The 23866-nt window shown below is 60.8% G+C and carries 23 protein-coding genes; 4 read left to right on the top strand and 19 right to left on the bottom strand.

Going from position 1 to position 23866, the window contains the following annotated elements; all coding sequences use genetic code 11:
• Positions 1-15: 15 nt before the first annotated feature.
• From ACK3EW_RS07140 to scpA, 5 genes are all read right to left on the bottom strand, one after another.
• Positions 16-1047 carry an endonuclease/exonuclease/phosphatase family protein gene (locus ACK3EW_RS07140; RefSeq protein ID WP_493809033.1) on the bottom strand — a complete coding sequence of 344 codons (1032 nt, stop codon included), beginning with the start codon at positions 1045-1047 and terminating at the stop codon, positions 16-18.
• Between the two features lie 21 nt (positions 1048-1068).
• Complete coding sequence (locus tag ACK3EW_RS07135; RefSeq protein ID WP_493809032.1) at positions 1069-1752, bottom strand: TerB family tellurite resistance protein; 684 nt, start codon at positions 1750-1752, stop codon at positions 1069-1071.
• A gap of 42 nt (positions 1753-1794) precedes the next feature.
• On the bottom strand, positions 1795-2274 hold the full coding sequence (locus ACK3EW_RS07130; protein WP_493809031.1) for a GNAT family N-acetyltransferase: 480 nt from the start codon (positions 2272-2274) through the stop codon (positions 1795-1797).
• Positions 2271-2888, bottom strand: coding sequence for a VOC family protein (locus ACK3EW_RS07125; protein ID WP_493809030.1), 618 nt, complete (start codon positions 2886-2888; stop codon positions 2271-2273). Before ACK3EW_RS07125 ends, ACK3EW_RS07130 begins: the two co-directional genes overlap by 4 nt.
• A 77-nt stretch (positions 2889-2965) precedes the next feature.
• Positions 2966-5095: a methylmalonyl-CoA mutase gene (gene scpA, locus ACK3EW_RS07120; RefSeq protein WP_493809029.1), complete on the bottom strand. Its 2130-nt coding sequence runs from the start codon at positions 5093-5095 to the stop codon at positions 2966-2968.
• Between the two features lie 162 nt (positions 5096-5257).
• Between scpA and ACK3EW_RS07115 the strand changes: the two genes are divergently transcribed.
• Positions 5258-5731: a DUF4174 domain-containing protein gene (locus ACK3EW_RS07115; protein WP_493809028.1), complete on the top strand. Its 474-nt coding sequence runs from the start codon at positions 5258-5260 to the stop codon at positions 5729-5731.
• Positions 5732-5803: 72 nt separating this feature from the next.
• On the opposite strand, the gene ACK3EW_RS07110 is transcribed toward ACK3EW_RS07115, so the two are convergent.
• From ACK3EW_RS07110 to ACK3EW_RS07085, 6 genes are all read right to left on the bottom strand, one after another.
• Positions 5804-7804 (bottom strand): acetyl-CoA carboxylase biotin carboxylase subunit, encoded by a 2001-nt coding sequence (locus ACK3EW_RS07110; RefSeq protein ID WP_493809027.1) that lies wholly within the window; start codon positions 7802-7804, stop codon positions 5804-5806.
• A 126-nt stretch (positions 7805-7930) separates the two neighbouring features.
• On the bottom strand, positions 7931-8146 hold the full coding sequence (locus tag ACK3EW_RS07105; RefSeq protein WP_493809026.1) for a hypothetical protein: 216 nt from the start codon (positions 8144-8146) through the stop codon (positions 7931-7933).
• Between the two features lie 337 nt (positions 8147-8483).
• Positions 8484-8846, bottom strand: coding sequence for a hypothetical protein (locus ACK3EW_RS07100; RefSeq protein ID WP_439121336.1), 363 nt, complete (start codon positions 8844-8846; stop codon positions 8484-8486).
• A 63-nt stretch (positions 8847-8909) separates the two neighbouring features.
• A complete protein-coding gene (locus ACK3EW_RS07095; protein WP_439121335.1) occupies positions 8910-9056 on the bottom strand; it encodes a hypothetical protein in 147 nt (48 codons plus the stop codon).
• A gap of 217 nt (positions 9057-9273) precedes the next feature.
• A complete protein-coding gene (locus ACK3EW_RS07090; RefSeq protein ID WP_493809025.1) occupies positions 9274-9951 on the bottom strand; it encodes a DUF6497 family protein in 678 nt (225 codons plus the stop codon).
• Between the two features lie 91 nt (positions 9952-10042).
• Positions 10043-11575, bottom strand: coding sequence for an acyl-CoA carboxylase subunit beta (locus ACK3EW_RS07085; RefSeq protein ID WP_085629740.1), 1533 nt, complete (start codon positions 11573-11575; stop codon positions 10043-10045).
• 176 nt (positions 11576-11751) lie between these two features.
• On the opposite strand from ACK3EW_RS07085, the gene ACK3EW_RS07080 reads away from it, so the two are divergent.
• Together ACK3EW_RS07080 and ACK3EW_RS07075 are read left to right on the top strand one after the other, a co-directional pair.
• Positions 11752-12978 (top strand): multidrug effflux MFS transporter, encoded by a 1227-nt coding sequence (locus ACK3EW_RS07080; protein WP_493809024.1) that lies wholly within the window; start codon positions 11752-11754, stop codon positions 12976-12978.
• 56 nt (positions 12979-13034) lie between these two features.
• Positions 13035-14432: a helix-turn-helix domain-containing protein gene (locus tag ACK3EW_RS07075; protein WP_493809023.1), complete on the top strand. Its 1398-nt coding sequence runs from the start codon at positions 13035-13037 to the stop codon at positions 14430-14432.
• A gap of 131 nt (positions 14433-14563) precedes the next feature.
• On the opposite strand, the gene ACK3EW_RS07070 is transcribed toward ACK3EW_RS07075, so the two are convergent.
• The 7 genes from ACK3EW_RS07070 to bchE form a co-directional block, all read right to left on the bottom strand.
• Positions 14564-15265 (bottom strand): N-acetylmuramoyl-L-alanine amidase, encoded by a 702-nt coding sequence (locus ACK3EW_RS07070; protein ID WP_493809022.1) that lies wholly within the window; start codon positions 15263-15265, stop codon positions 14564-14566.
• Positions 15223-15930, bottom strand: coding sequence for a hypothetical protein (locus ACK3EW_RS07065; RefSeq protein WP_493809021.1), 708 nt, complete (start codon positions 15928-15930; stop codon positions 15223-15225). Before ACK3EW_RS07065 ends, ACK3EW_RS07070 begins: the two co-directional genes overlap by 43 nt.
• Before the next feature lie 23 nt (positions 15931-15953).
• Positions 15954-17438: an Asp-tRNA(Asn)/Glu-tRNA(Gln) amidotransferase subunit GatA gene (gene gatA, locus ACK3EW_RS07060; RefSeq protein WP_493809020.1), complete on the bottom strand. Its 1485-nt coding sequence runs from the start codon at positions 17436-17438 to the stop codon at positions 15954-15956.
• Positions 17438-17725: an Asp-tRNA(Asn)/Glu-tRNA(Gln) amidotransferase subunit GatC gene (gene gatC, locus ACK3EW_RS07055; protein ID WP_085629752.1), complete on the bottom strand. Its 288-nt coding sequence runs from the start codon at positions 17723-17725 to the stop codon at positions 17438-17440. The genes gatA and gatC overlap by 1 nt, the downstream gene beginning before the upstream one ends.
• Before the next feature lie 121 nt (positions 17726-17846).
• Positions 17847-19040, bottom strand: coding sequence for a sensor histidine kinase (locus ACK3EW_RS07050; protein ID WP_493809019.1), 1194 nt, complete (start codon positions 19038-19040; stop codon positions 17847-17849).
• Positions 19041-19235: 195 nt separating this feature from the next.
• Positions 19236-19871 (bottom strand): bacteriochlorophyll 4-vinyl reductase, encoded by a 636-nt coding sequence (bchJ, locus tag ACK3EW_RS07045; protein ID WP_493809018.1) that lies wholly within the window; start codon positions 19869-19871, stop codon positions 19236-19238.
• The gene (bchE, locus tag ACK3EW_RS07040; protein WP_493809017.1) at positions 19837-21501 is read right to left on the bottom strand and encodes a magnesium-protoporphyrin IX monomethyl ester anaerobic oxidative cyclase; all 1665 of its coding nucleotides are present in this window, start codon (positions 21499-21501) and stop codon (positions 19837-19839) included. The genes bchJ and bchE overlap by 35 nt, the downstream gene beginning before the upstream one ends.
• A gap of 137 nt (positions 21502-21638) precedes the next feature.
• Here bchE and ACK3EW_RS07035 point away from each other — a divergent pair, with 137 nt between their 5' ends.
• Positions 21639-22331: a metal-dependent hydrolase gene (locus ACK3EW_RS07035; protein ID WP_493809016.1), complete on the top strand. Its 693-nt coding sequence runs from the start codon at positions 21639-21641 to the stop codon at positions 22329-22331.
• Between the two features lie 73 nt (positions 22332-22404).
• Here the strand turns inward: ACK3EW_RS07035 and ACK3EW_RS07030 are convergent, their stop codons facing one another.
• Positions 22405-23694: an O-acetylhomoserine aminocarboxypropyltransferase/cysteine synthase family protein gene (locus ACK3EW_RS07030; protein WP_493809015.1), complete on the bottom strand. Its 1290-nt coding sequence runs from the start codon at positions 23692-23694 to the stop codon at positions 22405-22407.
• Positions 23695-23866: the final 172 nt, after the last annotated feature.

Here is a 23866-nt window from a genome sequence, read left to right as displayed (position 1 = left end):
CGCCCAGGATTTCACCTAAAGGTCGATATCCAGTGTCACCGGGAAATGATCCGACGCTGTGAGCAGCGCCTCTCGCAGCTCCGGCGTCTTCCAGCAGGTCGGATCATCGAACGGATGCCAGATACGCCACCGCTTGGCCTTGGATCGCAGATCCCGCGACACCATCACGTAATCCAACAGTGCCTGCAAAAAACGATCATCGTGCGGGATGTAGAACCGCGCCGTGGTCGGCTGCGGCCCGATCCGCCGCAACAAGGCTTTTGACGCGTGCGGATCGTAAAGCACTGCGTCCCCATCCCCAAGAATGATCTCGACCGAACTGCGCCCGAAAAGATGCTCGTACTCATCCAGACCGGGACCGTCGTTCAGATCGCCCATGACGATCAATGGATCGCCTGCCTCCAGATGTTCCGCCACCCGCACCCGCAGCCAGATCGCCTGCGCCAATTGCTTGCGGCGATTGGCAATGGACAGCCGCATGACCTCATCGCGGTTATGCGCCCCATGTGGGGCTTTCGACTTCAGATGTGCCCCGATCAGGCGGATCACCTGTCCGGTCGCCAAAACGGTCATTTCGACCTCAAGCGGCGGTTTGGAAAACACGACCCGGTCCTCGGTCGCGTCGATATCGAGGTCGATGCGAAACGTCCCGTCAAAGCGCGGCGCCCCCGCGATCTGGGGGGCACCGGGCACAGGCGCCTGCCCTTTGGGATCGTGGCGCATATCCACCACATAGGGATCGTACATCACCGCGATTTCCTGCTGGGTGTCATTGCTGAACCCCAGCACCGCAGTGCGCGCGCGCAGATCGAACGCCTTGGCAAAGGTTTCAAGCGCGCGCACCGTGTTGCGCTGGCGGTTGGTGTCGGGCGCTTCGATAACCATAACCACATCCGCATCCATCGCAGTGAATACAATACCCAAGGCTTCGGTCTGCATCGCCTTGGTCACATTGTGCCGCGCCGACCACGACCCGTCTGCGATCAAAGCACCTGTGTCATCGAACAGGGCGTCAAACCATTCGACGTTGTAGGTGGCAAGTCTCATCAAAATCGCATCAGTACGGCATCAGGCATGTTCGCGCGCTGCGATCTCTTCCCACGCGCGGTTGATGTCGATCAGCCGCCGTTCCGACAGCTTGACCGCCTCTTCAGGCACACCCCGGGCGATCATCCGATCAGGATGGCTCTCGCGGACAAGCTGCCGCCAAGTGGCGCGGATTTCCTTGAGTGTCATACCAGGCTCGACCCCCAGAACGTCATAAGGATCAGGTGCCGAATCCGGCACAAAGCGCGATTTCAGGCGGCGGAAAGATCCGTCGGGCAGATCAAAAATCTCGGCCACGCGCAGCAGAAACGCATCTTCACCGGGATGATAAGTGCCATCCGCCATAGCGATGTGGAACAGCCCCTCCATCAGATCGCACAAAGTGCCCTGATCCTGACCGAACATCGCACGAATGCGCTTGGCATATTCTTCAAAGCCAGCGACGTCCTGACGGGCAAGGTTGAATACGCGCGCCGCGCCCTCTTCATCTTCGCGCGGGATGTGGAAGACTTCGCGAAAGGCCATCACCTCGTCGCGGGTCACCAGACCATCCGCCTTGGCCATCTTGGCCGAAAGCGCAATCACGGCAATGGTGAAGGCCACGGTCTTTTCCGGCGGTGAGCGCAGCCTGTCGAACACAGCTGTAAGGCCCTCGCCCGAGGCAAGGGCCGAAAGAGCATCCGCTATGCGCGACCAGATCGACATGCGCGCAGTTTACGGGAAAGCGCGAATTTTGTCAGTGCGGCATCAGAGCTTTTTCTGCATCAGCACAAGGTCGATCCACCGATCGAACTTGAACCCCACCTCGGGCAGAGTGGCGACCTCCACAAACCCGATTGCGGCATGAAAGGCGCGCCCTGTGGGGTTTTCAGCGCTCACACCGGCCCAAAGCGAATGCACCCCTTCAGCCCGCGCCACGTTTTCAAGCGCCGCCATCAGCGCCCGCCCGGCCCCGGTGCCCCGCGCCTGCGCTGCCAGCGCAATGGAATGTTCCTTGGTCCGCGCATAGCCCGGCCCGTTGCGAAACGGGAAATAAGTGGCATAGCCCACCGCACGCCCAGTCATCTCGGCCACGACAAACGCAGGGCCTCTTGCGGCGATGTCATCGCGCACGAAGTCGACGGTTTTCGGGGTCGAGGTAAAGGTGATCGTGGTGTTCTCGATCACGTCGTTCAGGATCACCGTCAACGCCTCGGCATCATCGGCACGCGCAGGCCGTATGATCATGTAAGAATACGCCGCCCGCTTGTTGTCAGGAACACGGCCTGCATCATCCGGTCCGCCATGGTCCGATAGATCACACGATCATCATCCAAAACCGGAGCCAGACGCTCTTGTAACGCGGCAACGTCCGGCCCGCAGATCGTCAGCGCCTCAAGCCGCAGCCCCGCGCTGTGCAGCGTCATGCCCGGCGGCGTTTCCGTGTGCCACTGGATGATGGCGGGGAACAATCCGCCAAACGGCAAGCGCCCATCTGGCGGAACAAGCATCGTCCACCTAAGATCACCCCGGCTCAGATGCACCGGCTCGCCTGCTTCGGGGAACATGCGCTGTGCGGCGTCGATGTCATCACAGCGCAGAATCCATTTATCGAGCTGTGCCGGACCGTCGAAATCGTCCAGCCCGAACCAGCGCGGATAGTCCGGCTTGGGTTGCGACGGGTCAGGCGCGATGGCTTCAAAATAGAGGTCTTGCTCCAGCCCCAACAAACGGTTGTGGGTGGCGTAATGCGCGTGCTGCCCCCCAGCACCAAGCGTCACGCCCAAGGCCTCTTCACTGTGCGCAACCGCCTCGTCCAGCGTTTCGCCCGCAACCGCGATGTGATCCAATTCAAACTTCACGCGCACATTCACACATGCGGGGGGTTTTCCGTCAACGGAAAACAGCGGACGCGTCGACGCGTCCGCCTGCCCTGACCTCAGCCGCGCGCCTCGCGGATCAGCCGCAGGATGTCCTGCGCCGCCTCCGGAATGTTGGTGCCCGGCCCAAAGATCGCCTTCACACCAGCATCATAAAGGAACTGATAATCCTGCTGCGGAATAACCCCGCCGCAGATCACCAGAATGTCCCCCGCGCCCTGCGCCTTCAGCTCCTGCACAAGTTGCGGCGCCAGAGTCTTGTGCCCCGCCGCCTGAGAGGAAATCCCGATCACATGCACATCGTTGTCGATCGCATCCTGCGCGGCCTCGGCCGGGGTCTGGAACAGCGGTCCCACATCGACGTCGAAGCCGATATCGGCAAACGCCGTGGCGATCACTTTCGCGCCCCGGTCATGCCCATCCTGCCCCATCTTGACCACGAGCATCCGCGGGCGGCGCCCCTCATCCTCGGCGAATGCCTCGACCGACCGCTGGATCGCGGCAAAGCCTTCGTCGCCCTCATAGGCCGCGCCATAGACGCCAGCCAATGTCTTCACCTCGGCCCGGTGACGGCCGAACACCTTTTCCATTGCCATGCTGATCTCTCCTACCGTGGCACGTGCGCGAGACGCCTCGACCGCCGCCTCCAACAGATTGCCACCCTCGGCGGCGCGTTTCTCAAGCTCGGCCAGTGCCGCATCGCAGACGGCCTGATCCCGCGTGCTGCGAATGCTCTCCAGCCGCGCGATCTGGGACAGACGCACCTTGACGTTGTCCACGTCCAGAATGTCGAGCGCGTCTTCCTTGGCGAGCCGGTACTTGTTCACCCCGACGATCACATCGGTGCCCCGGTCGATCTGGGCCTGCCGCATCGCCGCGGTTTCCTCGATGCGAAGCTTGGGCATGCCGGACGCCACAGCCTTGGTCATGCCGCCCATCTCATCGACCTCTTCGATCAGCGCCCACGCCGCTTCGGCCAGATCATGGGTCAGCTTTTCGACGTAGTAAGACCCTGCCAATGGGTCGACCACTTTGGTCACGCCGGTTTCTTCCTGCAAAATCAACTGCGTGTTCCGCGCGATCCGCGCCGAAAATTCGGTCGGCAAAGCAATCGCTTCGTCCAACGCGTTGGTGTGCAGCGACTGGGTGCCGCCTAGAACCGCGCTCATCGCCTCGTAGGCGGTGCGGATCACGTTGTTGTACGGATCTTGCTCGGCCAACGACACACCCGAGGTCTGGCAATGGGTGCGCAGCATCTTTGACTTGGGGTCTTTTGCGCCAACATCGCTCATGATCCGATGCCACAGCAAACGCGCCGCCCGTAGCTTGGCCGCTTCCATGAAGAAGTTCTTGCCGATGGCAAAGAAGAACGACAATCGCCCCGCGAACTTGTCCACATCCATGCCGCGATCCATCGCAGTCTTTACGTATTCCTTGCCGTCTGCCAGCGTATAGGCCAGCTCCTGCACAAGGTTCGCGCCGGCCTCCTGCATGTGGTAGCCGGAAATCGAGATCGAGTTGAATTTCGGCATGTTGTCCGAGGTGTATTCGATGATATCCGCAATAATCCGCATCGACGGCTCGGGCGGATACACATAGGTGTTGCGCACCATGAATTCCTTGAGGATGTCGTTCTGAATGGTCCCCGACAGAACAGCCTTGTCGTGCCCCTGCTCTTCACCGGCCACGATAAAGGATGCAAGGATCGGAATAACCGCGCCATTCATGGTCATCGACACCGACACCTGATCCAGCGGAATACCGTCAAAAAGGATCTTCATGTCCTCAACGCTGTCGATGGCCACACCGGCTTTGCCGACATCGCCCACGACACGCTCGTGATCACTGTCATAGCCCCGATGCGTCGCCAGATCGAAGGCAACCGACACACCCTGCTGCCCTGCCGCAAGGTTCTTGCGGTAAAAGGCGTTCGATTCCTCGGCGGTGGAAAAGCCCGCATATTGCCGGATCGTCCAAGGACGCCCCGCATACATCGTCGCCTTCACGCCGCGTGTGAACGGTGCCTCACCCGGAATGGTGCCCAGATGCGGCAAATCCTTGATGTCGTCCTCGGTATAAAGCGGCTGCACCTCGATCCCTTCGAGGGTCTTCCACGTCAGAGCATCCAGCGGCTTGCCACGCAGCTCTTTCTCGGCCAAGGCGCGCCATGTGTCTTTTTTGGCAGTCATAGGTCTGTTGATCCTCTTGTCTTCAATGGCCCTGTGTCCTTGTGGAACCAAGGAACCAAAAGCATGGGTTCGGGTGCGCGCAGAATGGCATCGGTCACTTTTTTGCGGGCTAACCCGTTTCGTGCCTTCGCTTTGCGCAATGCGCGCCCTATATTTTGAGGCATGAACAAAGTCTTACCCGCGATGCTGGCCGCACTTCTGTTTGCCTTTCCCGTAACGGGACAGGCGCAGGATGACAGCGCGACAATAGATGATCTGTCGATTGACATGATCCGGTCTGCTGAAAACGTGACGCTTGACGAATTCCTTTGGATCAAGCGTCCGATTGTGGTGTTTGCCGACAGCCCGGCAGACCCGCGATACGTGCAACAAATGCAGTACCTGACCAGCGATCTGAACGCGCTTGATCTGCGGGACGTGGTGATCATCACCGACACCAACCCGTCAGAACGCTCCCCCGCGCGCATCGCGCTGAGGCCGCGCGGCTTCATGCTGGCCATCATCGACAAGGATGGCGGCGTCAAACAGCGCAAGCCCCTGCCGTGGAGCGTTCGGGAAATCAGCCGCGCAATCGACAAGATGCCGACGCGCCAGCAGGAAATCCATGACCAGACTGATGGGTTGCCGCGCGGGTGACATGCGTCACGTCCGGTGCGGTCAAACCCCACCGGACCAAAGACGCTTATGCTTGCCGCGCAGGTCACAGGCTTATTCGAACTCCATGATCACATCGTCCACAGCAAGGCTGTCGCCCGCTGCTGCGTTGATCTTGGTCACCGTGCCCTTGCGTTCGGCGCGCAGGATGTTTTCCATCTTCATCGCCTCAACGGTGCACAGCGCCTGACCTTCCTGCACCTCGTCGCCCTCTTCCACGTCGATCTTCACGATCAGACCCGGCATCGGGCAAAGCAGCAGCTTGGACGTATCGGGGGCCACCTTTTCAGGCATCATCCGGGCCAGCTCGGCCTGACGCGGGGTGCGGACATGCACCTTGAGTTCAGCGCCGCGTGATCGGATGCGGAACCCGCCCGACACCTTGCCGACCTTCATCACCAGCGGATCGCCATTGACCGTCATCCGGGCAAGCTGATCACCCGGCGTCCAGTCTCCGCTCACACGAATCTCGGTGCCATCGCCAAAGCGCACGGTCGAGCCGTCATGGTCGGCGGCGATGGTCACGTCGAAATCCTGACCTTGCAGCGCAACGTTCCACTCTTCCCCGACGCGCCGCTCGTGATTGTCCAGCGTGCCGGAGATGCGCGCGCGCCGGATCTCGGCCACGCGGTTCATCGCCGCACACGCCGCCGCGATGTTGCGCAGCGCCACGTCGCCCAGCGTCACACCTTCAAAGCCCTCGGGATATTCCTCTTCGATAAAGGCCGTCGTCATCTCGCCCGCGATGAATTTCGGATGATCCATCACAGCCGCGACAAACGGCAGGTTGTGACCGATGCCTTCGACCTCAAAGCTGTCCAACGCGTTGCGCATCGTCTCGATCGCCTCACCGCGCGTCGGTGCCCAGGTGCACAGCTTGGCGATCATCGGGTCGTAATACATGCTGATCTCGCCACCCTCGAACACGCCCGTGTCGTTGCGCACGATGCCATCGCCCAGCGGGCCTTCGGCGGGCGGACGGTAGCGGGTCAGGCGGCCAATCGACGGCAGGAAACCGCGATACGGGTCTTCAGCGTAAAGGCGGTTTTCAATGGCCCAGCCGTTGATCTTCACATCGTCCTGCGTGATCGTCAGCGGCTCGCCATTGGCCACGCGGATCATCTGCTCCACCAGATCGACGCCGGTGATCAGCTCGGTCACAGGGTGTTCCACCTGAAGGCGGGTGTTCATTTCAAGGAAGTAGAAATTCCGGTCTCCATCGACGATGAATTCCACTGTGCCTGCGCTGGTGTAGCCAACGGCTTTGGACAAAGCGACCGACTGTTCGCCCATCGCCTTGCGGGTGGCTTCGTCCAGGAACGGGCTGGGCGCTTCTTCGACAACCTTCTGGTTGCGGCGTTGGATCGAACATTCGCGTTCGTTCAGGTAAATCCCGTTGCCATGCGCATCGCACAGCACCTGAATCTCGATGTGGCGCGGCTGAGTGACGAATTTCTCGATAAAGATCCGGTCATCGCCAAAGCTGTTGGCCGCCTCGTTCTTGGACGACTGGAAGCCTTCACGACATTCGGCGTCGTTCCACGCGATCCGCATACCTTTGCCACCACCCCCGGCAGAGGCCTTGATCATCACCGGATAACCAACCTCGTTGGAGATCTTGACCGCCTCGTCCGCATCTTCGATCAGGCCCATATAGCCCGGCACGGTCGACACATTGGCCTCCTGCGCGATCTTCTTGGAGGTGATCTTGTCCCCCATCGCTTCGATGGCTTTCACCGGCGGACCAACGAACGCGACGCCTGCCGCTTCCAAGGCCTGCGCGAATTTCGGGTTTTCCGACAAGAAGCCATAGCCCGGATGCACTGCCTGCGCGCCAGACTGCTTGATCGCGTCCATCACCTTGTCGATGACGATATAGGACTGGTTCGCGGGCGGCGGTCCGATATGCACCGCCTCGTCTGCCATTTCGACATGCAACGCGTGTTTGTCGGCGTCCGAATAGATGGCCACCGTTTTGATGCCCATCTTGCGGGCGGTCTTGATCACGCGGCAGGCGATCTCGCCCCGGTTGGCAATCAGGATCTTGTCGAACATGTCTGTCCCTTTCCGTCAGTCTTTTCTTGGCCGGGGTGCAATCCCGCAGCGATGGCATAAAAAAGACCGCCCGGACGTGTGGTCCGAACGGTCGAAATCCGTGAGTGGTTTGGGCGCGCTGAGGAGTCAGCAGCGTTCCGGGTAGGTCTGGCAATAGGCAATGTTGGCCGCAGCCCCAACCGCAGCCCCGGTGAGCGGATCGCCCCCCGCCGCAACAGCTGTGCCGCCGCCAGCCGCGCCGCCAAGCAGGGCCTGTTCGCCAAGAGTGTCACCGCAGGCCGCGAGGCCCAGCAGCGCGACAAGGGCGAAAGCGGGCGCCGGTTTGATTGTGTGAGTGTCCATGTGTCTGCTCCTTTGCAGGTCTTTGCCTGTGCAGGAGTAACACCCCGGATCGGGTCTTGGTTCCAGCCAATCCTGTTACAGGACGCGTTTTGGGCAAAACCTTGCCCGTCACTGTAACACACTGATTTAGAATGTAACAAGTCGGGCCCTTGGCATGGGGTATGACCAAGGCGCCCGACAGGGGAAGGGTAACGGTGAACAAATGGCGCAATCTGCCAACGCCATGTCACTAGGAACATCCTCACAGTGCCACAACCGCCTAACGCGTCAATGGAAAATGCGGCACAACCTATGGTATCGGCCTTTTCCCGCGCAAATTGACCAAGGGTAAGCGACATCACGCCCAATCCTCATTGTCGTCGAACGCTTCTGGGAACGCGGCCCGCGCCACGGGTTCGTTGATGATCAACAGCGACTCGTAGCTGACAGGATCGAACGAATCGCCATAGGGCAGCACTTCCCGCCCGAAAAGCCAGCTCAGACGTCCGGCATCCAGATTGCCCCGCTCAAACGGCTCTGTTCCGAAATGTGCCCACAACGCTGCCATAAAGGCTGTGTCGGCCCGTTTGTCAGCTGGACGCCGGTCGCGATAGCGCTCGCGCTTGATCAACGGCGTCACCCCTTTGGGGTTCGGTCTGCGAATGACAAATTGGAAATCTGAACCCGGAAGACGCCCCGGAAAGCCGCGATGCTTCAGCATGGAACACCCCCACACAGCATCGGCGAAAAGGGGGCGGACGCCTCTGCCCGCCCCGTTTCAAGTTTACTTGTACTTGCCTGTGTGCACGGGCTCGTAGCTAATCGGCTCTGGGTCGATAACCACAAACTCTTCTTCGGCCTGCTTGTGTCCGCACGCGGACAAGACTGCAAAAAGACCGAACGCGGCAAGAAGCTTGATGCTCTTTGACATCTAGTTCTCCTGTCAGGTTCAAAAAAGGACCCAACAAGACCTGCTGGTCCTGCCTGTCCTCGGTTCGAGGTAATGACTGCTTGGGTGCAGTCCGCCTCAGAATACCCTGAAATCACGGACAAAAGATATCCACAGCCCGCAACATCGCGGCCCTGTGACGCAAAAGACTCAACCCGAACGCGGCCTGAACGATGTGTCGCAACATATGGTGGAAGCATCAGAAAAACTCCAAGATGCAGGTCTCGTCTTCGACGCGATACGCTTCGAAAAACTGGGTGACGTCTTCAGTGGCGACGCCGAATTCGGTTTCTTCCTGGCTAAAGGAAATCACGATCTGGTTTGGCTGCGGGCCGACATCCGGGGACAGGCGCGGGATCGCGAAGGTTTCGCACAGATGGTGCATGTCGATTTCCACATCCTCGTATTCCCGGCCATCTCGCCCGATCTCGGGCGCGACGAACCGGAAGCGGTAGACGAGGCCATTTCCCGGTCGGTCCCACAGCATTTCGTGGAACGTCACCGGTTGGCCCGAAGGCACATCCAGCGGCTCAGAGGCGAAAACAGGCAGCGCCAGCATCATTGCGAACACATGCACGGAGTGCTTGCACGCACCAGCCCAACAAAGCCAGCGATGCCGTTTTCGCGGGTCGTTCAGCACCGCGTCCAGCCGCTCGGACACCCAGACGGACTGACTGGACCGGGGCAAACGGCCCCCTGCCGTGACGCGCATCACATCCTCAAGACGCTCCACGCGAACAACGGGCGAAAAGCCCCTCACCCGCTGCAACGCACGCCATATATCCTGCCGAACCTGTCGCGCCAGACGGCCGGCATCACAAAGCGGAAGGTCTGACACAACCGACACATCAAAACGCGCAGGAAGGTGCCGCGCCATAGTCAGCCCTCCCTCATCGCGCAAAATATGCCACCCGTTTCGAGCCATTTGATCCCATTTGCCGCGTGCGTGGTCACACGCACCGCACCCCTTAGAGCGGAATGTTGTCGTGTTTCTTCCACGGCATTTCTTGCTTCTTCGAACGAAGCGCCGCGAACGCCCGCGCGACCCGTTTGCGCGTGCTGCGCGGCTGGATCACCTCGTCGATGAATCCACGCTCTGCCGCCACAAACGGGTTGGCAAAGCGGTCTTCGTATTCCGCAGCATGGGCGGCAATCTTTTCGGCATTGCCTGAATCCGCGCGGTGAATGATCTCGGTCGCGCCCTTTGCCCCCATCACGGCAATCTCGGCGGTGGGCCACGCATAGTTCACATCCGCACGCAGGTGCTTTGACGCCATAACCACATAGGCGCCGCCATAGCTCTTGCGGGTGATGACCGTCACCTTTGGCACTGTCGCTTCGCCATAGGCAAAGAGCAGCTTGGCACCGTGCTTGATCACACCGTTATATTCTTGGCTTGTCCCCGGCAAAAAGCCCGGCACGTCCACCAGCGTCAGGATCGGAATGCCAAAGCAATCGCAGAACCGCACGAACCGTGCCGCCTTGCGGGCGCTGTCGATGTCCAGAACACCCGCCAGCACCATCGGCTGGTTCGCCACCACACCCACAGTCTGCCCTTCGAGGCGGATAAAGCCGGTGATGATGTTCTTGGCGAAGTCTTCCTGGATCTCGTAGAAATCGCCCTCATCCGCCAGCTTGAGGATCAGCTCTTTCATGTCGTAGGGCGAATTCGCATTCTCCGGCACCAACGTATCAAGCGATGTTTCCACCCGGTCCACATCGTCAAAGAACGGCCGCGTCGGGCTGGGCTGTTGGTTGTTGAGCGGCAGGAAATCCACCAGACGTCGCACTTCGGCCAGCGCCTCGACATCATTCTCGAATGCGCCGTCAGCGACAGAGGACTTCTTGGTGTGGGTGGACGCACCGCCCAGTTCCTCGGCTGTGACATGTTCATTGGTCACGGTTTTGACGACGTCGGGACCGGTGACGAACATGTAGGATGAATCCTTCACCATGAAGATGAAGTCGGTCATTGCAGGACTGTAGACCGCGCCACCCGCGCATGGCCCCATGATCACGCTGATCTGTGGCACCACGCCCGACGCCATGATGTTGCGCTGGAACACTTCGCCGTAACCGGCAAGGCTGTCGACGCCTTCCTGAATGCGTGCACCACCTGAATCGTTGATCCCGATCACCGGCGCGCCGTTCTGCATCGCCATATCCATGATCTTGCAGATCTTCATCGCGTGGGTCGCGGACACCGATCCACCCAGAACCGTGAAGTCCTGACTGAACACGTAAACCATGCGACCATTGATCGTGCCCCACCCTGTGACCACGCCATCACCTGCGGGGCGGTTCTTTTCCATTCCGAAATCGGTGCAGCGGTGGGTGACGAACATGTCGTATTCTTCAAAGCTGCCCTCATCGAGCAACAGTTCGACCCGCTCTCGTGCTGTCAGCTTGCCGCGAGCGTGCTGCGCGTCGATACGTTTTTGCCCACCACCCAGACGGGCATCGGCGCGGCGGGTTTCCAACTCTTGCAGAATATCTTTCATGGACCGTCCCTTTGTCGCTTTGCGGCGAACATACTGCGGTGCGGCTATGCCTCAAGTGTTAAAGAGCAAATTTGCAAACTCAGAAAATGGGTGACTTTGCAAATTGCAAATCTGCAAATTGTATCGTTACGCCTGTGTATATGGACATTCATCAACCGCAGGCGTAGCGATAGGTAATGAGTTACGCCTCTAAGGTCCGATTTCTCGACCGTTCCACACCGCCGCATATTGTCACACTGATCCTGCTCGCAGGGCTTTCGGCGTTGGTGATGAACATTTTCCTGCCCTCCCTGCCCAACATGACGGCCTATTTCCAGACCGAGTATTGGCTGATGCAGCTCTCCGTGGCCGTCTATCTGGCGGTCAACGCGGTTTTGCAAATCCTGATCGGTCCGATCTCGGACAAGATGGGCCGTCGCCCGGTGATCCTGTGGGGAATCGGCGGGTTCTGTGTGGCGACCTTGGGCTGCATCTATGCGCCCGACATCTACACCTTCCTCGGCTTCCGCATGGCACAGGCTGTGATCGTGACCGCGATGGTCCTCAGCCGCGCGGTGGTGCGCGATTGCGTGCCGCAGGATCAGGCGGCGTCGATGATCGGCTACGTGACCATGGGCATGGCCGTGGTGCCGATGATTGGCCCGGCCTTTGGCGGCGTGCTGGACCAGTATTTCGGCTGGCAGGCGAATTTCTGGCTGCTGCTGATCCTTGGCCTTGCCCTCTTCTGGCTGACGTGGAGCGATCTTGGCGAAACCGCCAAGGTCAGCGGGCTGAGCCTTGGCCAACAATTCGCGCAATATCCAGAACTGCTGACCAGCCCGCGCTTTTGGGGCTACGCCATTGCATCGGGCATGTCGTCAGGCGCGTTCTTCGCTTATCTCGGCGGCGCGCCTTATGTCGGCACCGAGGTGTTCGGGATGACACCGGCCGTTCTGGGCTTCTTCTTCGGCGCACCGGCCATCGGGTACTTCTGCGGCAACTTCATCTCCGGCCGCTTTTCGGCACGGATCGGCGTGAACCGCATGGTGTTCATTGGCACGCTGATCAATTGCACAGGCATCCTGTTGTCGATGCTGGTCTTCTGGCTGGGCCTTGGGTCGGAATGGACCTTCTTCGGCTTCATGACCTTTGTCGGCCTCGGCAACGGCATGACCATTCCAAATGCCACAGCGGGCATGCTGTCGGTGCGCCCACATCTGGCGGGCACTGCGTCCGGCTTGGGCGGCGCAATCATGCTGGGCGGCGGCGCGGGATTGTCAGCACTAGCGGGCGCAATGCTTGTTCCGGGCACCGGCGCTTGGCCCCTGCTCTGGATCATGCTGGCCACAGCCATCTGCGCCATCATCGCAATCCAACTGGTGATCTGGCGGTCGGCACGGCTCGCGGGGCTGGACAGCGCGTAGCAGATTTGCAAACTCGGATGTGACAGGCTGCAAAGCTGCAAACCCCCGAGGACGCCATGCCAACCCAGAAACTCTATGCAGGGGCCAAACTGCGCGAAATCCGCACCCGGCTTGGCATCACCCAACGCGATTTCTCGGCCAAGCTGGGCGTGTCCTTGCCCTATCTAAACCAGATGGAGAACAACAAGCGCCCGCTGTCCACGACAGTCGTGCTGGCATTGGCGCAGGAGTTCGGGGTCGATGTCACCGAACTGGGTCAAGGCGATGCGGAACGGATGATTTCAGACATGCGCGAAGCACTGGCCGATCCGGTCTTCGCCGATGCAGCCCCGCCAATTGCCGACCTGCGCCTGACCGCGTCCAACGCGCCGGGTCTGGCGCGCGCATTCCTCGAACTGCACCGCGCCTATCGACAAACCCATGAACGGCTCGCATCTTTGGACGAGGCTTTGGGCCGTGAAGGGGCACAACTCCAACCCAGCCCTTGGGAAGAGGTACGCGACTTCTTCCACTATTGTGACAACTACATCGACGCGGTGGATAAGGCCGCCGAACGCGTGGCCACCAAGCTGACCGGAACCGACCGGGTCCGCGCCGCCATTCGCGGGTTGGAGGCGGAAGGCTTGCATGTGCGCTTTGCCAACGTCCCAGACCTGCGCCGCTTTGACGAGTTGCGTCAGGAACTGACCCTGTCCTCGCTCGCCACCCCGGAAACGCAAACTTTTCAAATGATGCTGCAGCTGGCGCTGACACGGCATGGCAAACTGCTGGATGCAACGCTTGATCTGGGCCGCTTCCAATCCGACGCCGCCCGCGACATCGCGCGGCTGGGGCTTGCGAATTACTTTGCCGGGGCAGCGGTGATGCCCTACGGCCAATTCCTGCAGGCTGCCCATGACACGCGCCACGATCTGGAGCTGATGGCCCGCCGCTTTGGCGCCTCTATCGAGCAGGTGGCGCATCGTCTGTCGACGCTGCAACGACCCGGCGCAAAGGGTATTCCGTTCTTTTTCGTGCGCGTCGATCAGGCGGGCACGATCACCAAGCGCCACTCGGCCACGCGGTTGCAATTCGCGCGCTTTGGTGGAGCCTGTCCTTTGTGGAACGTGCATCGCGCGTTCGAGACACCGGGGCGGTTCCTGCGGCAATTGGCGGAAACGCCAGACGGCGTGCGGTATATCTCGCTTGCGCGGGATGTGTCCAAGACAGGTGGTCATTTCGGAGCGCCCGTGCGCCGCTATGCGATTGCTTTGGGCTGTGAGGTCAAGCATGCGGGCGCGTTGGTCTATGCGGATGGTCTGGACCTGAACCGCGACGGGGCGTTCGAGCCCATTGGGATTTCCTGCCGGATTTGCGAGCGGTCGAACTGTCATCAACGCTCGGTCCCGCCGTTGGAGCGCAAACTGACGATCCAGACGCATCGGCGCGGGATCTTGCCTTACGAGTTGAATTGAGCGCAGGGCGATGCGTCAACGCATCGCGTGTTTCCGTTGACGGAAACACTTGGGTCGTCCATTGGCGCGCCATTGGTTCAAGCCCAATGGACGACGCCCCAGACCCCGAGGTATTTTGAGCCCAAAGAAACCTAGATTTCGGCGACAGGCCAGCGCTGTGCGAGATTGGCCATGATCGCGCGGTCGGTATCATCGAGCGAACCAGCCGCATAAGGGCGGAACCGCAGGCGAAAGCTATGCAGCAGGGTGTCGAGCGGCACATCGGAGGTATAGCCGAAGCGGCGGGCGTTTTGTGTGAAATCGCCATCGCCTTGCGCTTCGGGCCAGACCGCCAGCCCTTGCCGTGCAAGCCGCAGCCAGTCGAACCGTGCGCCCGGGTCAATCTTGCGTCCCGGCGCCATATCGGAGTGACCGATCACCCGTTCCGGTGGAATGGCGTGGCGCTGCATGATGCCTGCGACCAGCGTGTCGAGCGCGTCCATCTGCTTTGCGGCAAAGGGCGTGCTGCCGGTGTTGGATATCTCGATCCCAATGGAGCGGGAATTTACATCCGTGACCGGGCCCCAGGCCCCTGCCCCGGCATGCCAAGCGCGATCCGCCTCGTCCACCAGTTGCCACACTTTGCCATCCGGCCCCAGCACGTAATGGGCCGAGACCTGTGCATCGGTATGGCACAACCAGTCCCGCGCTTTTTCAGCGCAGGTCATGGCGGTGTAATGCAGGACAATCAGATCAGGCCGCGCGCCGTCGCGTCGCGGCCCGCAATTTGGGGAGGGATGCCAGAGCGGCGTCAGTTGCGCACCGCGCGAAACGGTGCCGGATCCCAAGCGCATGCAAAGCCGTCACCATCGGGATCAAGGTTCTGACGATCCCGCTCCGGCCCGCCATTGGCGAGGAACTCCTCTTGCGCCAGATCAGAAGACGCGAAGGCCGCGCAATTGCGCAGGTGGCGGTTTTCCGAGGCAAAGGATGAGCGACGATAGATCGGCGCGCCTTTGGGGTTTGTGGTTTGAAGTGCGTAGGCCACGATATTCGGCGCGTTCGTACCGGGCCGCGTCGGCAGCGCTTCGGGGGCGATGATCTGGTAGCGCGCGCGGTTCTGTGCGATCAGGGCCGCATCACCTTCGATGCTGCGGGTGTTGGCGACCGCGTCAAAGTTATTTTCCTCGGATATCCCGGCTGCGTTGGCCACGATCTGCGGTGCGGGATTGCCCGGGGAGGCCTGTACCGGATCGACGCCTGAATTGGCGCGGCGCGCTTCGAGTGCGGCGGCATCCAGCGGACCGGTGGCCGAGAGCGGTGCGCCGGTGACGGTGGGTGGCGCGCCGATGGTGGTTGGGGCCGCACGCCCTTCGAGCACCGCATCACGTTGCTGGTTGTAGCCGTCAATGCGGTCAAAACCCACAGCACTGTCGGGAATGCTGGGGCTGCACGCGGTCAAGGCCAACAGGGCTGCGCCCCCGGCCAATGCGCGGATAATGCCGTGTGTCTGGATCATGTCCTGCCTCATTCGGCGTAAAGTTACCACCATTGGGTGGGCTTTGCCACAAAGCCTGCTGCCTGTTCCAAGGCGTAGGCGGTATTCAGCAAATCGCCTTCCTCCCATGGGCGGCCAATCAGTTGCAGACCCAGCGGCAGGCCTTGGCTGTCCAGCCCGGTCGGCACCGAAATGCTCGGCAATCCGGCAAGGTTGACGGTCACGGTGAAGACGTCGTTGAGATACATTTCCACCGGATCGGTGTGTTGCTTGCCCAGTTCGAACGCCGAAGACGGAGTGGCCGGTGTGAGGATCGCATCGACACCCTGAGCAAAGACATCTTCGAAGTCTTTCTTGATCAAGGTGCGGACCTTACGCGCGCGGTTGTAGTAGGCGTCGTAGAAGCCCGCCGAGAGCACATAGGTGCCGACCATAACGCGGCGCTGCACCTCGGGCCCGAAGCCCTCGGCGCGGGTTTTCTCGTACATGTCGGTGATGCCGTCGCCCTGCGCCAGTTTCGCACGGTGGCCGTAGCGCACGCCGTCATAGCGTGCGAGGTTCGACGATGCTTCGGCCGGGGCAATCACATAATAGGCGGGCAGCGCGTATTTGGTGTGCGGGAGCGAGATATCCTTGATCACCGCGCCTGCGTCTTCGAGCATGCGGCGGCCTTCGGACCAGAGCGTTTCGATCTCGTCCGGCATGCCGTCCATGCGGTATTCGCGGGGGATACCGATGGTCTTGCCCTTGATGTCGCCGGTGAGCATCGCCTCGAAGTTCGGCACGGCCAGATCGGCGCTTGTGCTGTCTTTGGGGTCGTGACCGCACATCGCTTCGAGCATGATGGCGGCGTCGCGCACATCCTTGGTCATCGGACCGGCCTGATCAAGCGAGGAGGCGAAAGCGACGATGCCCCAGCGCGAGCAACGCCCGTAGGTGGGCTTGATGCCGGTGATGCCGGTGAAGGCGGCGGGTTGGCGGATCGAGCCGCCAGTGTCGGTGCCGGTTGCCGCAAGGCAGAGGTCGGCGGCGACGGCAGAGGCCGACCCACCGGACGAGCCGCCCGGTGTCAGAGCCGTGTCGTCGTTGCCGCGACGCCACGGATTGATCGCATTGCCATAGGTCGAGGTCTCGTTCGATGAGCCCATGGCGAACTCGTCCATGTTGAGTTTGCCCAGCATGACCGCGCCCGCATCAAACAGCTGGCTGGTGACGGTGCTTTCGTATTCCGGCTTGAACCCGTTGAGGATTGCGCTGGCGGCCTGAGACGGCACGCCTTTGGTGCAGAACAGGTCCTTGATGCCCAGCGGGATTCCGCAAAGGTCGGGCGCACCCCCGGCCTTGATCCGGTCATCGGCGGATTTCGCCTGCCCCATCGCCACCTCGGGCGTCTTGTGCACAAAGGCACCCAGTGCGTCGGCTTTGTCGATGGCCGAAAGGCACGCTTCGGTCAGTTCCACAGAGGTTACGTCACCCTTGCGCAGCGCGTCACGGGCCTCGGCGATTTTGAGCTTGGTCAGATCGGTCATTATTCCACCACCTTCGGCACGGCGAAAAAGCCCTCGCGGGCGTCGGGGGCGTTGGCGAGAACCTTGTCCTGCATGCCGCCATCGGTGACGCCATCCTGACGGCGCTTGAGGCGCATCGGCTCCACACTGACCATCGGCTCTACGCCTTCTACATCGACCTCGTTCAGCTGCTCGATAAAGCCGAGGATGTTGCTGAATTCTTGCGCCAATGCAGGCAGCGCGTCGTCTTCGACGCGGATGCGCGCGAGCTTGGCCACGCGGGCGGCGGTTTCGATATCAATGGACATGAGGCGAGGTCCCCTCGGTTTCTGCGAACTGCGGATCTTTCGCAGCGTTTAGCCGTAGCCGGGGATGGGTTCAAGTGCCGCAACTGCCGCTTCAACCCGACGTAACCCTGTGCCCTAGCTGTCAGCCCGGTGGGGATGCTGCAGGCTGCGCATCGGCGTCGAAGACAGACAAAGGCAAGGTCAAGGAATGAGAGACACCGCCTTCGCCCCAATCTGTGTCGAGCGACCCGTTCATCTGGCGTGTTACCGTCGCTTCGATCAACTTGCTGCCAAAGCCCTTGGTTGCGGGCGCGGCGATGATCTTCGGCCCGCCCGCTTCGCTCCATGTGAGCCTGACGGTGTCGCCATCCCGTTCGCCCGTGATCGACACGGTGCCCTGCGGGTCGGACAGCGCGCCGTACTTGGCGGCATTGGTGGCCAATTCGTGGATCACCAAGGCCAGATCGGTGACCGCACGACCCGACAATCGCAGCGCCGGCACATCCAGCGAGACCTGTGCCCGACCGGGCATCTGGTGCGGCTGCACCAAACGGGTGATCAGGTCGTGCAGGTCCAGACCTTGCGGATTAACCCGTCCGTTCGCCAAAGCGGGGCTGACCATCGAATGCGCGAGATCCAGCGCCGACAATCGTCCCTTGAGGTCGCGGGCCATATCAGCCGGGCTGTCGGCAGAACGCGCAGTCAGGGCAATCATCCCGCCAACCACGGAAAACAGATTTTTGACCCTGTGGTTCATCTCGCGCGCCAAGGTTTGCATGGCGTCGCGTTCGTACCGCAAATGCAGTTCGGTTTCGATCATCGCGGCTAGATCGGTCAGCACCTCGACATCGCTGTCGCGCCAGATGCGCGGGGCATCATCAATGGCGCAAAACGACCCGATCGGAGCACCGTTCGGGGCATGAATGGGAACGCCCAGATAAGCGACCACCCCCAAGTCGGATACGGCACCATTGGCAGCCAACAGCGCATGTTCAAGCGCGTCGGACACGGCAAGCGGCCGGTCATGGGCCACAACATACTGGCAAAAAGAGTGGCTCAACGGTGTTTCGCGCTCGGCATCCGCACCGCCGGGCAAGCCGCATTGGGCCTTGAAGAATTGGCGGTCCACATCGACGAAGGAAGCAAGCCCGACCGGCACGCCCAGAAATGTGGTGGCCAGACGTGCGGCGCGGTCGAACATTTCGTCAGGCGGTGTGTCCATCACCTTTGCGTCGGCCAAGGCGTTCAAGCGGGCGGGATCAGACAGGCGATCTTCATGATCCGGCAAAGGCTTTGATGGAAAAGGCGCGGCGCTGCTTGGTTTATGCATATTCATCCGCGTTGCCCCCAAGGTGACGCGACCTTCGATCAACTATTCCACAAAAATGCCCGCACTCCCCCCCGAGCACGGACAATCTTTACCGGCCAAGAGCACGGAGCGCACCCTACAGCCGTGTCGAAGACAAATCATAACGCCCAATCTGAAGCAGGCAAAGCAGGAATGTCAGACCACACAGGAAACCCTGCGTTTTCAAACTGTTCCGATTGTCATTTCAAACTGACAGGCGCGGTGCCCGTGCATCGCACAGCACGTGGTTTCGCGGCAAAGGGCGCGCGGGTGTACCAAGGTTCGGTACAGGTGTTGGAACACCGCCGCGTGCCAATGGCACAGCGGCACATCGCTGATTTCCCCCAGAACAATGGGATTGTCCGCGATCTCGAACCGCCACGGCCCGTGCGCAACAAAGGCCCCGGAGCCCGCGAAGGTCCATGCGTGTTTGGTGATTGCTTTCGACAGGCTACGTGCCGCCAGAGGTGACGGCAACGCCTGCAGAACCCGCTGGGCAAATTTCGGGATACGATGCGCCAAAATGTAGTCCGCCGTCGCCCTGCCCGCCTCTGACGCCAATATTGGGGCCATGGCAGGTTCATCCCGGCGCAGCACCTGATGCAACCGCGCCGCATCGCCTTCCGGGATCATCTGGCTGCCGTCCGGCACGTCAAACACGTGGGCTTTGGCCAGCAACTGTACCGCCCGTGCCTCGCCAAAAGCCCGCTCAATCTGCGGCAAAAGTTGCAGGATGGCGTTGGGCCCGATCAGCGCACCGGTCGGGCCACTGGGGCGGGCATCCTCAGACGTCCTCCATTTGCTGCGATCCGCCTCCACACGCTTTGACCTCGGCTCCGTTCGGCATCTTGAAGTCCTGCGTGCGTTCGGCAGAGCGTTCTTTCATTTGCGCCTTCACCGCTTCGCGGCGTTCCTTGGCCGCAGCGGCCTTGTCAGCAGAGGACACCCAATCCTCCATCTGCGCCTCGGCAATGGTGCGGCTGTCGTCGAACTGGAAGTCGAGCTTGTTCTTCGATTGCGGCCCGGTATAGCCGACCTTGCCCAGATCGTAGAACGTGCGCCCCACACCGGCTTTGAGGAAGGCATAAAGGCAGCCCAGCAAATACCTCCGCCGGAAGCCCGTGCCACGCCACGGATAGTGGAACAGCGCCTTTTTCATGTAGAACCGGCGGTAGTTGTTCATCACACCATCGAGCAATTCCCCTCGCTCCATCGCGGCGGGTTTCATGATGGGGGTGACGAAGTTATAGCGACTGAAATCAAAGACTTCGACTTGGTCCTTCAACTCCTGGAATAAGGGCGTGAAGGGCCACGGCGTGTACATCGACCAGTTCGCCAGATCAGGCTGCCAGTCCCACGCCATCTGGTAGGTCTCTTCCAGTGTTTCCGGCGTTTCGTTGTCCAACCCCACGATGAACTGCGCCTCGACAAGAATGTCGGCCTCGCGCAGCAGGCGAATGGCGGTCTTGTTCTCGTCGACCTTGGTTTCCTTGTTGAAGATGTCGAGCTTCATCTGTGCCGCGGCCTCGGTGCCCAAGGACACATGGACCAGACCCGCCTTGCGGTAGAACTTGAGCAGATCGCGGTCGCGGTAGATGTCGGTGACGCGGGTGTTGATGCCCCACTTGACGCGGTCCGGCAGGCCCCGGTCAATCAGTTCCTGACAGAAGGCGACAAATTTCTTCTTGTTGATGGTGGGTTCTTCGTCAGCAAGGATGAAAAAGCCGACACCGTGGTTCTCCACCAGATCCTCGATCTCGTCCACGACATCCTTGGGATCGCGCACGCGGTAGTCACGCCAGAACTTCCACTGGGAACAGAAGGAACAGGTGAACGGGCAACCCCGTGCAAGGTTGGGGATCGCGACGCGGGTGCCCAGCGGGATGTAGATATATTTCGACCATTCCAGAACGGTCCAATCGGGTTTGATCTTGGATAGGTCTTTGACCGTGCTCGCCGCCGGGGTCGCGACGATCTGGTCGCCGTCCAGGAAGGCCAGACCCTTGATCTTGTGCTTGTCGGCGGGCCAGCGCCCATCTTCGATGGCAAGCATCAACTCGGTGCAGATCTCTTCGCCCTCGCCGCGCACGATCACGTCAACCCAAGGAGCTTCAGAGAAAACCTGCTTATACATGAAGGTCGCGTGCACCCCGCCCAGCATCCGCACGGCGTTCGGCACCACTTCGCTGGCGACCTTGAGCACATCTTCGGCGCGGTAAATCGACGGGGTGATGGCGGTGACACCGACCACATCGGGCTTGATCTCTTCCATGCGCTTGGCCAGATCGGCGTCCGACACATTGTCCGTCATCGCGTCGATGAAATGGATGTCATCGAACCCTGCCTGCCGCAGATGCCCTGACAGATACGCCACCCAAGCGGGCGGCCACGTTCCAGCAATCTCGGCCCCGCCAGAGCGGTAATTCGGATGGACAAACAAAATGCGCATGGCGACTCTCCCCGTGTTGTAAACTTATCCTGACACATTGCATGTCCGTTTTGATTGACATGGATCAAAGCCGCATCAGGCCTTTCACAGCGCGCGCGCTGTGTTAGCCTCAAGGCAAACATAAGGGGAGTTCTCAGATGGATATCATTTGGCTTGGACACGGATCGTTCCGCATCGAAATCGGCGATCAGGTGCTGCTTATCGACCCGTGGCTGAACGGCAATCCGATGATGGAGGGTCACGACAAAGACGCGGCCATCGCGGGGGCGACGCATATTCTTGTGACACACGGGCACGGTGATCACACGGCGGATGTTGTCGAGATCTCAGGCAAAACCGGCGCGCCGGTGTCTGGGATGGTGGAACTGGCCAAACACCTGCACGGTCTTGGCGCTAAGGAAGGCCACGCTTTCAACAAAGGTGGCACGATCACGCTGGGCAATACGGCGGCGACGCTGGTGCCCGCCTCGCATTCGTCGACCATGCAGGTTGGGGACACGCCGCGCTACATGGGGATGGAAACCGGCTTCATCCTGCGCGGCGACGGCAAGACGCTCTATTTCTCGGGGGATACGTCGATCATGGCCGACATGGACTGGATCGGGGACTACTACAAACCCGATATAGGCATCCTGTCAGCGGGCGGGTATTACACCATGGACATGGCGGGTGTGGCCTATGCCGCGAAACGGTATTTCGACTTCAAGACGCTGATCCCCTGCCACTACCGGACGTTCCCGGCACTGGAGCAATCCGCCGAAGGGCTGGTGCGCGCACTGCCTGACGTGGACGTGATCGAGCCGCAGGTGATGCAGGCAATCACTGTCTAGGGGGCAAGCCCGTTCGAACGGGCTTGCCGCAGTTTCGAAACTGCGGGAAAGGCCCTTTGAAGGGCCTTCCACGTCACTTGGTTGCGTTCAGCGCCTGGTTCAGATCGGCAATCAGGTCTGCAGGATCTTCGATCCCGATCGAAATTCGCACGACGCTGGGCCCCGCGCCTGCCGCCTCCTGCTGTTCCGGTGTCAGCTGACGGTGGGTGGTCGAGGCCGAGTGGATCACCAGGCTGCGCGTGTCGCCAAGGTTCGCCACGTGGCTGAAGATCTCGAGCGAGTCGACGAATTTCACACAGGCATCATAGCCGCCCTTGAGCTTGACCGTGAACAACCCGCCCGCGCCATTCGGGCAGATGCTGGCCACACGGTGATTGTAAGGCGAGGACGGAAGGCCTGCATAGGTCACCGCCTCGACCGCGTCATGGGTCTCAAGCCAACTGGCCACTTCCATCGCGTTCTCGACATGCTTCTGCATCCGCAAGCTCAGGGTTTCGATCCCCATCAGCGTGTAATGCGCGGCCTGCGGGTTCAGCGTCATGCCCAGATCGCGCAGACCAATGGCAATGCCGTGAAAGGTGAAGGCCAGAGGGCCGAAGGTCTCGTGAAATTTGAGGCCGTGATAGGCGGGTTCCGGTTCGCTGAGCGACGGAAACTTGTCATTGGCGGACCAGTCGAATTTCCCGCTGTCCACCACAACGCCGCCTGTCACGGTGCCGTTGCCAGTGAGGTACTTGGTCATCGAATGCACCACCAGCGTCGCACCATGCTCAATGGGACGGCACAGATACGGCGTGGCCGAGGTGTTGTCGACGATGAGCGGTATGCCCGCAGCGTCCGAGATCGCCGAGATCGCATCCAGATCGGTGATGTAGCCACCCGGGTTGGCGATGGATTCGCAAAACACCGCGCGGGTGTCGTCGTTGATCGCCGCTTTCACCGCGTCCAGATCGTCGAAATCGACAAAGGTCGCGGACCAGCCGAAGCGTTTGATCGTCTGGCTGAACTGGGTGATCGTGCCACCGTAGAGGCGTGTCGACGCAACCACGTTCTTGCCCGGCCCCATCAGCGGGAACAGCGCCATGATCTGCGCCGCATGGCCCGAGGAACAGCAAACCGCGCCGACACCACCTTCAAGCGTCGCCATACGCTCTTGCAGCGCGGCAACGGTCGGGTTGGTCAGACGGGAATAGATGTAGCCCACTTCCTGCAGGTTGAACAAAGCCGCCGCATGATCGGCATCGCGGAACACATAGGCGGTGGTCTGATAGATCGGCACCTGCCGCGCGCCCGTGGCCGGGTCAGGCCGGGCACCGGCGTGGATTTGAAGCGTGTCGAAACCGTAGCTCGGTCCGTCTGTCATGGTTCTCTCCCCTTGGAACTGGTTGGTTGCGCACAGGATTAGGGCATCGCGGGGTGGCTCACAACTGTTGGCGTGCGCGAAAGAACAGTCGCGCCGTGCTGGCCATGGCTTCCCGGAACAGGGTTTCGATTTCTCTTCGTCATTCAAAACACTGTCCCGCAGCCTTGCGGAG

It is taken from the genome of Marivita sp. NO-S04 (assembly GCF_059070475.1).
Note: the sequence above shows the minus strand (reverse complement) of the source record. Positions and strands in the feature narration are given on the sequence as shown.

What these genes read in the sequence shown, in the direction of transcription:
- ACK3EW_RS07140 (WP_493809033.1), bottom strand. Translation starts at nt 1,047, where the DNA reads ATGAGACTTGCCACCTACAACGTCGAATGGTTTGACGCCCTGTTCGAT.
- ACK3EW_RS07135 (WP_493809032.1), bottom strand. Translation starts at nt 1,752, where the DNA reads ATGTCGATCTGGTCGCGCATAGCGGATGCTCTTTCGGCCCTTGCCTCG.
- ACK3EW_RS07130 (WP_493809031.1), bottom strand. Translation starts at nt 2,274, where the DNA reads ATGATCATACGGCCTGCGCGTGCCGATGATGCCGAGGCGTTGACGGTG.
- scpA (WP_493809029.1), bottom strand. Translation starts at nt 5,095, where the DNA reads ATGACTGCCAAAAAAGACACATGGCGCGCCTTGGCCGAGAAAGAGCTG.
- ACK3EW_RS07115 (WP_493809028.1), top strand. Translation starts at nt 5,258, where the DNA reads ATGAACAAAGTCTTACCCGCGATGCTGGCCGCACTTCTGTTTGCCTTT.
- ACK3EW_RS07110 (WP_493809027.1), bottom strand. Translation starts at nt 7,804, where the DNA reads ATGTTCGACAAGATCCTGATTGCCAACCGGGGCGAGATCGCCTGCCGC.
- ACK3EW_RS07105 (WP_493809026.1), bottom strand. Translation starts at nt 8,146, where the DNA reads ATGGACACTCACACAATCAAACCGGCGCCCGCTTTCGCCCTTGTCGCG.
- ACK3EW_RS07100 (WP_439121336.1), bottom strand. Translation starts at nt 8,846, where the DNA reads ATGCTGAAGCATCGCGGCTTTCCGGGGCGTCTTCCGGGTTCAGATTTC.
- ACK3EW_RS07095 (WP_439121335.1), bottom strand. Translation starts at nt 9,056, where the DNA reads ATGTCAAAGAGCATCAAGCTTCTTGCCGCGTTCGGTCTTTTTGCAGTC.
- ACK3EW_RS07090 (WP_493809025.1), bottom strand. Translation starts at nt 9,951, where the DNA reads ATGGCGCGGCACCTTCCTGCGCGTTTTGATGTGTCGGTTGTGTCAGAC.
- ACK3EW_RS07085 (WP_085629740.1), bottom strand. Translation starts at nt 11,575, where the DNA reads ATGAAAGATATTCTGCAAGAGTTGGAAACCCGCCGCGCCGATGCCCGT.
- ACK3EW_RS07080 (WP_493809024.1), top strand. Translation starts at nt 11,752, where the DNA reads ATGAGTTACGCCTCTAAGGTCCGATTTCTCGACCGTTCCACACCGCCG.
- ACK3EW_RS07075 (WP_493809023.1), top strand. Translation starts at nt 13,035, where the DNA reads ATGCCAACCCAGAAACTCTATGCAGGGGCCAAACTGCGCGAAATCCGC.
- ACK3EW_RS07070 (WP_493809022.1), bottom strand. Translation starts at nt 15,265, where the DNA reads ATGCGCTTGGGATCCGGCACCGTTTCGCGCGGTGCGCAACTGACGCCG.
- ACK3EW_RS07065 (WP_493809021.1), bottom strand. Translation starts at nt 15,930, where the DNA reads ATGATCCAGACACACGGCATTATCCGCGCATTGGCCGGGGGCGCAGCC.
- gatA (WP_493809020.1), bottom strand. Translation starts at nt 17,438, where the DNA reads ATGACCGATCTGACCAAGCTCAAAATCGCCGAGGCCCGTGACGCGCTG.
- gatC (WP_085629752.1), bottom strand. Translation starts at nt 17,725, where the DNA reads ATGTCCATTGATATCGAAACCGCCGCCCGCGTGGCCAAGCTCGCGCGC.
- ACK3EW_RS07050 (WP_493809019.1), bottom strand. Translation starts at nt 19,040, where the DNA reads ATGAATATGCATAAACCAAGCAGCGCCGCGCCTTTTCCATCAAAGCCT.
- bchE (WP_493809017.1), bottom strand. Translation starts at nt 21,501, where the DNA reads ATGCGCATTTTGTTTGTCCATCCGAATTACCGCTCTGGCGGGGCCGAG.
- ACK3EW_RS07035 (WP_493809016.1), top strand. Translation starts at nt 21,639, where the DNA reads ATGGATATCATTTGGCTTGGACACGGATCGTTCCGCATCGAAATCGGC.
- ACK3EW_RS07030 (WP_493809015.1), bottom strand. Translation starts at nt 23,694, where the DNA reads ATGACAGACGGACCGAGCTACGGTTTCGACACGCTTCAAATCCACGCC.